We start from the raw sequence: 11,827 nt of genomic DNA, 5'->3' as shown, positions 1-11,827 counted from the left end.
TCTTCGCCCTCATCAACAGGAATTAAAATGAGCGAAAGCTTTGCGGAACTCTTTGAAGAAAGCCTAAAAACCCTGAACCTTCAGGCAGGCTCCATCATCACCGGTGTTATCGTTGATATCGATTACCAAGCTCGCTGGGTAACCGTTCACGCTGGCCTGAAGTCTGAAGCACTCATCCCGCTTGAGCAGTTCTACAACGACGCTGGCGAACTGAACATCAACGTCGGTGACGAAGTTCACGTTGCTCTGGACTCGGTTGAAGACGGCTTTGGTGAAACCAAGCTGTCCCGTGAAAAAGCCAAGCGCGCTGAATGCTGGATTGTTCTGGAAGCAGCCTTCGCAGCCGAAGAAGTGGTCAAGGGCGTTATCAACGGTAAGGTTAAAGGCGGCTTCACTGTCGACGTTAACGGCATCCGTGCGTTCCTGCCAGGTTCTCTGGTTGACGTCCGTCCAGTGCGCGACACCACGCACCTGGAAGGCAAAGAGCTGGAATTCAAGGTCATCAAACTCGACCAGAAACGCAACAACGTTGTCGTTTCCCGTCGCAGCGTCCTCGAAGCCGAGAACTCCGCCGAGCGTGAAGCTCTGCTGGAATCCCTGCAGGAAGGCCAACAAGTCAAAGGTATCGTCAAGAACCTCACCGATTACGGCGCATTCGTCGATCTGGGTGGCGTCGATGGCCTGCTGCACATTACCGACATGGCTTGGAAACGTATCAAGCATCCTTCCGAAATCGTCAACGTTGGCGACGAGATCGATGTCAAGGTGCTGAAGTACGATCGCGAACGCAATCGTGTTTCCCTGGGCCTCAAGCAACTGGGCGAAGATCCATGGGTTGCTATCAAAGCCCGTTACCCAGAAAGCACTCGCGTTACCGCTCGTGTAACCAACCTGACCGACTACGGCTGCTTCGCTGAGCTGGAAGAAGGCGTTGAAGGCCTGGTACACGTTTCCGAAATGGACTGGACCAACAAGAACATCCACCCTTCGAAAGTCGTACAAGTCGGCGACGAAGTGGAAGTTATGGTTCTGGACATCGACGAAGAGCGTCGTCGTATCTCCCTCGGCATCAAGCAGTGCAAATCTAACCCATGGGAAGATTTCTCTGGCCAGTTCAACAAGGGCGATAAAATCTCCGGCACCATCAAGTCGATCACCGATTTCGGTATCTTCATTGGTCTGGACGGCGGCATCGACGGTCTGGTTCACCTGTCCGACATCTCCTGGAACGAAGTGGGCGAAGAAGCCGTTCGCCGCTTCAAGAAGGGCGACGAGCTGGACACCGTTATCCTGTCGGTTGACCCAGAGCGCGAGCGCATCTCCCTGGGTATCAAGCAACTGGAAAGCGATCCGTTCTCCGAGTACGTTCAAGAGAACGACAAAGGCGCCATCGTTAAAGGCATCGTGAAGGAAGTTGACGCTAAAGGCGCCATCATCACTCTGGCCGACGATATCGAAGCGACTCTGAAAGCCTCCGAAATCAGCCGTGACCGCGTTGAAGACGCGCGCAACGTTCTGAAAGAAGGCCAGGAAGTAGAAGCCAAGATCATCAGTGTTGACCGCAAGAGCCGCGTAATCCAGCTCTCCATCAAGTCGAAAGACGATGCTGAAGAGAAAGAAGCCATCCAAAGCTTGAAAGACAAGCCTTCGGATAGCATCGCTGCTGGTCCTACCACTCTGGGCGACCTGTTGCGTGCACAAATGGAAAAACAGAACTAAGTTCTGTCAGACCATAGAAAAAGGGCGACTTCGGTCGCCCTTTTTTATGTCTGCGATTTGGTGAATCCCAGACGTGCTGGCGCCACCGCTTTTCGTAGGAGCCAGGCTTGCCGGCGAAGGCGTCCGTAAGAGCGCCTTCGCCGGCAAGCCAGTTAAGCGCAATCCATGTGGGAGCGGCGGTGCGACGATTCGACTTGCTCGCGAAGACGGCAACACAGTCAACATTGATGTCGCCTGATACACCGCTTTCGCGAGCAAGTCGGATCGCTGCACCGCTGGCTCCTACGAAAAGCGGTTTGCCCGCCGCCTTATTTCTTTCGTGAAACCAATGATCTACATAAGCTGTCTGTAACTTCATACAGGTCAATCGTCTATTCAAGGCTAGGCTTAGTCTGAAGTGAACGACCGCTGGGCAGCGCGCCTGGCATAAGGAAATAAATGAACAAGCTCATTGTCGTGATAGCAGTACTGACATTGGCAGGTTGTACCACCAGCGCCAAGACTCATGCAGTGCGCGGAGTCAGTGGTATAGAGATCGATTGTTCAGGATTGGGCTCCGGATGGGAGAAGTGTCACAAGCGAGCCGCCAAGGAATGCAAGGGTGCAGGCTATAAAGTCGTTGTCAGGTCCGATGACGCGAAGGAGGAAGATGAATTCCCTTTTGGCTTCAATCCCGCGGGTTATCTGACGCGCACCATGCTGGTTATCTGTAGATGAATGCCGGGTTTGAGTAATGTTCCGATGTTCTGAAATCGGGCGCCTCATTACGAGGAAAGATATGTCAAAACTCGGGCTGTTCAAATTTCTCCTGGCATGCTAAAACCTTTGAAGCGCTTTTCCTAGCTGCTTGAAAAAGAAGGGAAAAATATGACGAAGTCGGAGTTGATCGAACGAATTGTCACCCATCAAGGGCTGCTCTCATCCAAGGATGTGGAGCTGGCCATCAAGACCATGCTTGAGCAAATGTCCCAATGTCTGGCCACCGGTGATCGAATCGAGATCCGTGGGTTTGGCAGCTTCTCCCTGCACTATCGCGCGCCGCGCGTAGGCCGCAATCCGAAAACCGGTCAGTCCGTCAGCCTCGACGGCAAGTTCGTTCCGCATTTCAAGCCAGGCAAAGAACTGCGTGATCGCGTGAACGAGGAAGAGGAGGAGGGGCTTTGACAGCTGCTGCACTTCAAGGAGCCGCTGATGCGTAACCTCAAGCGCGTACTTCTCGCTGTATTTGTCCTGTTGCTCGTTCTGGCGATCCTGGCGTTCGTTCTGGAGAACCAGCAAAGCGTGTCGCTGCTGTTCCTGGGCTGGGCGGGCCCACAGTTGCCAGTATCGCTGATCATGGTGATCGCGCTGCTGATCGGCATGGTGATCGGGCCGATTCTTGGCTGGTTTCTGGGACGTACGTCCAGAGCCTCACGCAAGCGCCTTGTCTGATTGCGACAAACCCGTTACACGCGTCGAATTTGCGTCATAGCTTGTCCATATCCATTAGTAAAACCTTCATTAAGCTGTAAAATGCTGCGCTTGGTCGATAGGGCGTTTCCTGATCGGTTCAGACTGACTCTGTCAGAAGCCACGGCTGACTTGATGGCTTTTGCATTCATGGATTAGACAGTGCGCGGTTGGCGGCCCTGTCAGCAACTTAAGGGTATGGTTTCGCGTGAAAATTCTAGTAACCGGCGGCGCCGGGTTTATCGGCTCGGCAGTCATTCGTCATATCATCTCCAACACTAACGACTCTGTCGTTAACGTCGATAAACTGACTTATGCCGGTAACCTTGAGTCGCTGGCCGAAGTCAGCCAGAACTCGCGTTATGTGTTCGAGCGCGTCGACATTTGTGACCGTGACCAAGTGGACCGTGTCCTGCGCGAACACCAACCGGATGCCATCATGCACCTGGCCGCAGAGTCCCACGTTGACCGCTCGATCTCCGGTCCGTCTGAATTCATCCAGACCAACATCATCGGCACTTACACCTTGCTGGAAGCTGCACGCCATTATTGGGCGGCACTGGATGATGCGCGTAAAGCCAACTTCCGCTTCCACCATATTTCCACCGACGAAGTCTACGGAGACCTCGAAGGTCCGGAAGACCTCTTCACCGAAACCACGCCGTACCAGCCAAGCTCTCCGTACTCGGCCAGCAAGGCCAGTTCCGATCACCTGGTTCGCGCCTGGGCGCGTACTTACGGCCTGCCGACTCTGGTCACTAACTGCTCGAACAACTACGGCCCGTGCCACTTCCCTGAGAAGTTGATCCCGCTGATCATTCTCAACGCACTGGAAGGCAAGCCGCTGCCGGTCTACGGCAAAGGCAATCAGGTTCGTGACTGGCTCTATGTCGAAGACCACGCCCGCGCACTGTACAAAGTCGTGACCGAAGGCGTGATCGGCGAGACCTACAACATCGGTGGCCATAACGAGAAGCAAAACATTGAAGTAGTGCACACCCTGTGTGCGCTGCTCGACGAACTGCGTCCAGACTCCGCTCATCGTCCTCACGCCAGTCTGATCACCTACGTGCAGGATCGCCCGGGTCACGACCAGCGCTATGCCATCGACGCGAGCAAAATCCAGCGCGAGCTGGGTTGGACACCGGAAGAAACCTTTGAAACCGGTATTCGCAAGACCGTCGAGTGGTACCTCAACAACACTGAGTGGGTGGCTCACGTGAAGAGCGGCAGCTACCAGCAATGGATCGACCAGAACTACACGGATCGTTCGGACAAGGCATGAAAATCCTCCTGTTGGGAAAAAACGGCCAGGTGGGCTGGGAGCTGCAACGTTCCCTTGCGCCGCTTGGTGAGTTGATCGCCCTAGACCGTCACCCGGTCGATGGTTTGAGCGGCGACCTGTCTGATCTTGATGCATTGCGTGCGACGATTCGTCAGGTGAAACCTGACGTTATCGTCAACGCAGCGGCCTATACCGCCGTCGATAAAGCCGAGTCCGAGACCGAGCTGGCCGACCGTGTGAACGGTCAGGCGAGTCAAGTCATGGCTGAAGAAGCTGCATCCCTAGGCGCCTGGCTGATTCACTACTCGACCGACTACGTGTTCAGTGGTGAAGGCCTGACGCCATGGCAAGAGACAGATGCTGTCGCGCCGGTGAATCACTACGGCGCCAGTAAACTGGCCGGCGAGCAAGCGATTGCTGCCTCGGGCTGCAAGCACCTGATTTTCCGCACCAGCTGGGTCTATGGCGCACGCGGCAACAACTTTGCCAAGACCATGCTGCGTCTGGCCAAGGACCGCGACACCCTGAGCGTCATCGCCGACCAGATCGGCGCCCCGACCGGCGCAGATTTGATAGCCGACGTGACGGCTTTGGCCATTCAGCAGGTCTTGCAGCGTCCTGAACTGGCGGGCCTGTATCACCTGGCGGCCGCCGGCGAAGTGTCCTGGCACGGCTATGCCAGGCATGTCATCGGTTTTGCCAAGGCCAACGGTGAAGAACTCGCCGTTACGGCCATCAACCCAATAGACACAACCGCCTACCCAACACTGGCGCGCCGCCCTCTGAACTCACGGTTGAATACTCAGAAGCTGCGCGACAATTTTTCTCTACACTTGCCGGATTGGCAAAGTGGTGTCACCCGAATGCTTATGGAAGTCCTGAATAAATGACCACGACAAATCGTAAAGGCATCATCCTCGCTGGCGGCTCGGGCACTCGTCTGCACCCGTTGACCCTTGGCGTGTCCAAGCAGATGCTGCCGATCTACGACAAGCCGATGATCTTTTATCCGCTGTCGGTGCTGATGCTTGCCGGTATGCGCGAAATCCTGATTATCTCCACCCCTGAAGACCTGCCGAACTTCCGCAAATTGTTGGGCGATGGCAGCCTGTACGGCATCAAGCTGACCTACGCCGAGCAACCTAGCCCGGACGGTCTGGCACAAGCCTTCATCATCGGCGAAGAGTTCATCGGCAAGGACCCTTGCTGCCTGATTCTGGGCGACAACATCTTCTACGGTCAGCACTTCTCGGAAAACCTGCGCTCCGCCAGCACTCAAGAGCACGGCGCGACTGTATTTGGTTATCACGTATCCGATCCAGAGCGTTTCGGTGTCGTCGAGTTCGACGCTGCCGGTCGGGCCTTGAGCATCGAAGAGAAGCCGCTGAAGCCGAAATCCAGCTACGCCGTGACTGGCCTGTACTTCTACGACAATCAGGTCGTCGAAATCGCCAAGAGCATCAAGCCATCCGCACGCGGCGAACTGGAAATTACCGACATTAACCGTGCGTACCTCGAGCAGAAGACTCTCAACGTCGAAATGCTCGGCCGTGGCTTCGCCTGGCTGGACACCGGTACCCATGATTCGCTGTTGGAAGCCAGTCACTTCGTGCACACCATTGAACAGCGTCAAGGCTTGAAAGTGGCTTGCCTTGAAGAGATCGCGTATCACAATGGCTGGATTACTGCTGAGCAGTTGGGTACTCAGGCTGATGCTCTGAAGAAGACGGGGTACGGTCAGTATCTGCAAAAACTGCTGGACTCGCCTTCTCACTGATTCGAAATTCAAAGCCTTCGAACAGTAGCGTTTAACCGGTCCCAGGCAGGAATGGTATGTCAGTAAAACATCCCAAGGTTGCGGTTTTGCTGGCTGCCTACGATGGCATGCGGTGGATCGAGGAGCAGTTGGCCTCGATCCTCGATCAGTCAGCTGTCGACGTAACCGTTTATATCAGTATCGATCCTTCGACTGACGGTACCGAGGCTTGGTGCGCGGCTTATGCGGCTGAGCATCACCAAGTGGTCGTTCTGCCGGATGCCGGTAGCTTCGGGGGGGCCTCGCGTAACTTCTTTCGTTTGATTCGTGATGTCGATTTCGGCTCCTTCGATTTCATTGCCTTTGCCGACCAGGATGACATTTGGCACAAAGACAAATTGCAGCGTGCAGTCGATGCCATTCAAACTCGCCAGATCGATGCCTGCTCCAGCAACGTCACGGCCTTTTGGCCAGATGGCAGAATCCACTTGCTAGACAAGGCCCAGCCCCAGGTTGAATGGGACTACCTGTTCGAGGCAGCGGGTCCGGGTTGTACCTATGTGCTCAGCAAAACGCTGGCAGAGTCCTTGAAAGCGGCGATGCTTGAAAAATGGCAGCATCTGCAGAAAGTCACTTTGCATGACTGGTATTTCTACGCTTTTGCCCGCAGTCATGGCTATCGCTGGTATATCGACCCGTTGCCATCCATGGACTATCGCCAACACGAACGTAATCAGGTGGGTGCCAACAAGGGTTTGAGCTCATTGATTTCTCGTTACAAAACGATTCATGACGGTTGGTGGTTTAATCAGGTGCGAACAATTGCTCGACTGGTCGGGCAAGATTCGAACCCTTTTGTCGAAACATGGCTGCATCTACGTCATAGGGAATTAATAAAGCTGTCTTTTAGTGCCTGGCAATGCCGGCGTCGGGTGCGTGACAAAGTGTTCTTCTTTTTTATCTGTTGGGCTACGGCGTTGATAGGGTGCAAATCTAAATGAATGCCCCAAAGATACTGGTAACAGGGGCAAGCGGATTTGTCGGCGAAGCGGTGGTTTTCAGGCTGTTGCTGGACAGGAAATTCATTCCTATAGCAGCTGCGCGCGGCTCAACCCGGCTGAATGGGTTGTGCGCGGTTGTTCCTTTTGAGCTGACTGATTCGAAAGCGTTACCTGATCTCTGTGGCGTGCAAGTCGTCATCCATGCCGCTGCTCGCGTACATGTGATGAATGAAACTGCTACAGATGCCTTGACCGAATTTCGCAAAGTCAATGTGGAGGGGACCCTTCGACTGGCACGGCGCGCCGCTGAGTCCGGGGTAAAGCGCTTCATTTTCATCAGTTCGATCAAGGTCAATGGTGAAAGTACTGTCTTGGGTAAACCATTCAAGGCTAAGGATTTTCCGGCCCCAGCCGATCCCTATGGTGTGTCCAAGCACGAAGCCGAAGAGGCATTGAAGCAGCTCAGCCTCGACACTGGCATGGAGATTGTCATCATTCGCCCGCCACTGGTCTACGGTCCGGGAGTGAAGGCCAACTTCCTGAGCATGATGCGTTGGCTTGAGCGCGGTGTGCCACTTCCGCTGGGAGCGATAAAAAATCGGCGTAGCTTGGTGGCTATAGGGAATCTGGTGGATTTGATCAATGTCTGCATCAGCCATCCTGAAGCGGCGGGAAATATATTTCTAGTCAGTGATGGCGAGGACTTGTCCACCTCCCAATTGCTTCGGCGAATGGCCGATGCGCTGGGTGTGAAGCCTCGTTTGCTGTCAATCCCTTACTGGGTACTAAATTTAGGCGCATCTTTGATTGGGCGTCGTGACTTGGCGCAGCGGTTGTGTGGCTCATTACAGGTCGATATCAGTAAAGCCCGGGATATCCTGGGGTGGCTGCCTGTTATCAGTGTGGACGAAGCGCTTCGTCACACAGCCGAACAGCATCGCCTGAAACCGCATAGCTGAACTGCAGTATCAAGTGGGTCGGTGACGCATTGATCCTGCCATTGGCAAACTGCCACCCTTTTTCGGTGAAGGGGGGCTTGGTACCCTACACTCCCGGTGCCGCGGCGTGTGCGGCTGCACCTCGAATTGTTCAATGTTATGTGTTTTCAATCCCGAAACCCGCTTCCAGCGTTTGCAAAGCGATAATGTCACTGGGCTATCAAATGGCAATGCTTCATCGCTATAATCGCAAATTTTGCGCAGTTGGGGGTGGTGTCTGAGCCGATCATCTAACGCTCCACAGACCCGTCGAACGCCTGCCTGTGTTGAACGAGTCGGCACAGGTGAAGTTCTCTCATTTCAGCAACGGAGTGCTCGGTGGTAGCCCCTCTTTCCCCGGTTGTCCATAACAGCAATTCGGATTACCGCGATGTGGGCGATAGTCGGCAGAAAGTAACCGGGCATATGGAACGTGTTGCGATTCTTTTGTGCACCTTCAATGGTGAGCGATTTCTGGTTCAACAACTGGAATCCATAGCGCGTCAAACCTATTCGCACTGGGTTGTTGTGGTATCGGATGACGGCTCCACTGACTCTACCCTGGAACTGTTGCGCGAATATGTCGAGCGCTGGGGCGATGACAAACTGTCGATCCGACAGGGGCCAGGACGCGGCTATGCTGCAAATTTCCTCGCTGTTACCTGTGACGAATCGATCAAATCCGATTTCTATGCTTGGGCCGATCAAGACGACATCTGGCAGGAAAACAAGCTGGAGTCCGCTTTGCAGCGACTGCAGGATATACCGTCGCATACACCTTCTCTTTATTGTGGCAGGACGGCGCTGATCGACGAACATGGCGCAAATATCGGCTTGTCACCCTTGTTTGAGCGTCCCGTCGGATTTGCCAATGCACTGGTGCAAAGTGTGGGTGGCGGCAACACAATGGTCTTCAACCATGCTGCCCGCCAGTTGTTTCAGTGTGCAGGCGCCGGTCTGGATATCGTCTCCCATGACTGGTGGGCCTATCTGCTTGTTTCGGGCGCCGGTGGGCGGGTTTGTTACGACGTTTGCCCGACCATTCTCTATAGGCAGCATGATGCGAATCTTATTGGCTCTACCTCGGGGTTGAGAGCGCAATTGAAACGAGTGCGCATGCTGTTTCGCGGTCGTTTTCGTGGGTGGAATCAAAAGAATATTGCAGCGCTGGAATCGACCCGATTTCAGTTAAATGAAGAAAACCGAATGAGGCTGGATCTTTTTCAACGAGCACGTAGCTCACGTGGATTGGCGCGGATCATCTGGCTACGACGATCTGGGGTCTACCGGCAATCCTTATGGGGCAATCTTGGGCTGGTTTTGGCGACGGTGTTCAATGGAATCTGACACGCAGTCGGGCTTGGCTCCTTTCAGGAAGAGTTCTGTGGTAATTCAAGTAATGATCGGACGAGAGAGTTTGCTGAGAGAGTTAAACTCCCTCGGATTTTTTGAGGTTTTTACACAATGCTGAATTTTTCTACGTCGCCAAAGGAGATGCTCAATAGCGTCTGGCGCAACAAAGGCCTCATCCGAGCGTTGGTACAGCGGGAGATCGTTGGGCGCTATCGTGGTTCGATCATGGGGATGTTGTGGTCACTGTTCAACCCGATTGTCATGCTGGTGATTTACACATTCGTGTTTAGTGTCGTGTTCAAAGCCAGGTGGAGCGTCGATAGCAGCTCGAAAACCGAGTTTGCGCTCATGCTGTTTGCCGGCCTGATCGTGTTTAATCTGTTTGCAGAGTGCATAAACAGAGCCCCAGGGCTGATTATCGGCAACGTCAACTACGTAAAGAAGGTGGTATTCCCGCTGGAAATACTTCCTTGGGTAACACTTGGCGCGGCAATGTTCCACTTTCTTGTCAGCCTTAGTGTCTGGTTGATTGCTTACCTGATTTTCTTCGGAAAACTCCAATATACCGTCCTTCTGCTGCCGGTATTCTTGGCGCCCTTGATGATCTTTGTTGTCGGCCTGGTCTGGTTTCTCGCCTCAATGGGGGTGTACCTCAGAGATGTCAGTCAGATCATCGGTGTCTTCACTTCGGTTCTGATGTTCCTGTCCCCCATTTTCTATCCGATCACGGCGCTGCCTGAGCAGTACCGGCATTTGCTTTTCCTGAATCCCCTGACACCTGCGATCGAAGATGCGCGGGCTCTGCTTTTCCGTGGTGAACTGCCCAGCTTTGTTCACCTAGGTTTTTACTATATCGCTGCAGCTCTTGTCTTCTGGCTAGGATTTGCGTGGTTCCAAAAAACGCGTAAAGGGTTCGCCGATGTCCTCTAACACAGCAATTGCCGTCAACAACCTGAGCAAGTGTTTTCATATCTACGACAAGCCTAGAGATCGGCTGTTGCAAATGTTCGCTCGCGGCCGGAAGCAATACTTTCGGGAGTTTTGGGCCTTGCAGGACGTTTCGTTCACCATCAACAGAGGTGAAACCGTCGGTATTCTTGGGCGTAACGGCAGCGGGAAATCAACCCTGTTGCAGATGATTTGCGGCACGCTCAATCAGACTCATGGCGATATTTTGACCCATGGTCGCGTCGCAGCCTTGTTGGAGTTGGGTTCTGGATTCAACCCGGAATTCAGCGGCCGCGAAAACGTGTACATGAACGCTGCAGTGCTTGGTCTTACAAAAGAAGAAACCGACGCCCGCTTTGCCGAGATCGAGGCATTCGCGGAAATCGGGGATTTCATTGATCAACCGGTCAAGACCTATTCTAGTGGCATGATGGTGCGCCTGGCCTTTGCGGTGGCCATCAACGTTGACCCGCAAATATTGATCGTCGACGAGGCGTTGTCCGTCGGCGACGAATTATTTCAGCGCAAATGCTTTGCGCGTATCGAGGCGATTAAAGCCAGCGGCGCCACTATTCTGTTCGTATCGCACTCGGGAAGCGCAGTCATCGAATTGTGTACCCGCGCGATACTTCTCGATAAAGGTGAGAAGCTTGCCGAGGGAGTGCCGAAGGTTATTGTCGGCCAATATCAGAAGTTGTTGTATGCACCCGCTGACAAGGTTGCCGGCATTCGCGAAGCGATCAAATCGGGTGGTCTCGAACGGCTTGAACTGGAGCGAGAGGCGAAACGCTCGGCGGTTGCGGTCGAGGTATCGCGAGCTGCGGACAATGGATTGGAGGAGTACTTCGATCCTCATATCGTCTCCAAAAGTGTTATGTCCTACGAATCTCACGGCGTTCTGATCAGTGATCCACGCATCCTCAATGCGGCCGGCAAACAGATCAACTGCCTCAAGCGTGGGGACACCTATCGCTATACGTACCGTGTAGCGTTTTCGACAGGGGCCGTGGCTGTTCGCTTTGGCATGATGATCAAAACGCTTGCGGGCATCGAGATCGGTGGGGCGGCCAGTGCGGCCACGGCTCAAGATTCTATTACCTATGTGGCTGCCGAGGCGGAAATCGATGTCGAATTCAAGTTCGAGTGCAACCTGAATCCTGGCACGTACTTTCTCAACTCCGGCGTGGTCGGTGTCGTAGGGGAAGGGGAAACCTACCTGCACCGTTTGATCGATGCGTGCCTGTTTCGTGTTCTACCGGAAACCGCGATCACAGCAACCGGGACGGTAGATTTCAAGTGTATTTCAGCTTTTACCATTTCAAGTGTTGAGCATAATTAA

General features: G+C 53.9%; 12 protein-coding genes. All 12 read left to right on the top strand.

The annotated features are described in order from the left end of the window. Positions 1 to 27 precede the first annotated feature (27 nt). The gene (rpsA, locus tag ACYZT2_RS20775; RefSeq protein ID WP_007899744.1) at positions 28 to 1,719 is read left to right on the top strand and encodes a 30S ribosomal protein S1; all 1,692 of its coding nucleotides are present in this window, start codon (positions 28 to 30) and stop codon (positions 1,717 to 1,719) included. A gap of 438 nt (positions 1,720 to 2,157) precedes the next feature. After that, the gene (locus ACYZT2_RS20770) at positions 2,158 to 2,436 is read left to right on the top strand and encodes a hypothetical protein (RefSeq protein WP_007899746.1); all 279 of its coding nucleotides are present in this window, start codon (positions 2,158 to 2,160) and stop codon (positions 2,434 to 2,436) included. A 150-nt stretch (positions 2,437 to 2,586) separates the two neighbouring features. Next, positions 2,587 to 2,883: an integration host factor subunit beta gene (ihfB, locus tag ACYZT2_RS20765; protein ID WP_007899751.1), complete on the top strand. Its 297-nt coding sequence runs from the start codon at positions 2,587 to 2,589 to the stop codon at positions 2,881 to 2,883. 27 nt (positions 2,884 to 2,910) lie between these two features. Further along, complete coding sequence (locus ACYZT2_RS20760; RefSeq protein ID WP_305425806.1) at positions 2,911 to 3,150, top strand: LapA family protein; 240 nt, start codon at positions 2,911 to 2,913, stop codon at positions 3,148 to 3,150. Between the two features lie 226 nt (positions 3,151 to 3,376). Continuing rightward, positions 3,377 to 4,453, top strand: coding sequence for a dTDP-glucose 4,6-dehydratase (gene rfbB, locus ACYZT2_RS20755; RefSeq protein ID WP_095055846.1), 1,077 nt, complete (start codon positions 3,377 to 3,379; stop codon positions 4,451 to 4,453). Further along, complete coding sequence (gene rfbD / locus ACYZT2_RS20750; protein ID WP_461966930.1) at positions 4,450 to 5,343, top strand: dTDP-4-dehydrorhamnose reductase; 894 nt, start codon at positions 4,450 to 4,452, stop codon at positions 5,341 to 5,343. The genes rfbB and rfbD overlap by 4 nt, the downstream gene beginning before the upstream one ends. Beyond that, positions 5,340 to 6,230, top strand: a complete 891-nt coding sequence (gene rfbA / locus ACYZT2_RS20745) for a glucose-1-phosphate thymidylyltransferase RfbA (protein WP_461966928.1) — start codon at positions 5,340 to 5,342, stop codon at positions 6,228 to 6,230. Before rfbD ends, rfbA begins: the two co-directional genes overlap by 4 nt. 56 nt (positions 6,231 to 6,286) lie before the next feature. Next, the gene (locus tag ACYZT2_RS20740) at positions 6,287 to 7,210 is read left to right on the top strand and encodes a glycosyltransferase (protein WP_461966926.1); all 924 of its coding nucleotides are present in this window, start codon (positions 6,287 to 6,289) and stop codon (positions 7,208 to 7,210) included. Next, positions 7,207 to 8,169 (top strand): UDP-glucose 4-epimerase family protein, encoded by a 963-nt coding sequence (locus ACYZT2_RS20735; RefSeq protein ID WP_461966924.1) that lies wholly within the window; start codon positions 7,207 to 7,209, stop codon positions 8,167 to 8,169. The genes ACYZT2_RS20740 and ACYZT2_RS20735 overlap by 4 nt, the downstream gene beginning before the upstream one ends. Positions 8,170 to 8,526: 357 nt before the next feature. Beyond that, entirely contained in the window at positions 8,527 to 9,534 is a 1,008-nt protein-coding gene (locus ACYZT2_RS20730) for a glycosyltransferase family 2 protein (protein WP_461966922.1), read from the top strand. A 117-nt stretch (positions 9,535 to 9,651) separates the two neighbouring features. Beyond that, on the top strand, positions 9,652 to 10,470 hold the full coding sequence (locus tag ACYZT2_RS20725) for an ABC transporter permease (RefSeq protein WP_461966920.1): 819 nt from the start codon (positions 9,652 to 9,654) through the stop codon (positions 10,468 to 10,470). Beyond that, complete coding sequence (locus ACYZT2_RS20720) at positions 10,460 to 11,827, top strand: ABC transporter ATP-binding protein (RefSeq protein WP_461966918.1); 1,368 nt, start codon at positions 10,460 to 10,462, stop codon at positions 11,825 to 11,827. The genes ACYZT2_RS20725 and ACYZT2_RS20720 overlap by 11 nt, the downstream gene beginning before the upstream one ends.

The organism is Pseudomonas sp. MDT1-85, from assembly GCF_054898065.1.
This window is presented reverse-complemented; position numbering and strand designations above follow the sequence as displayed.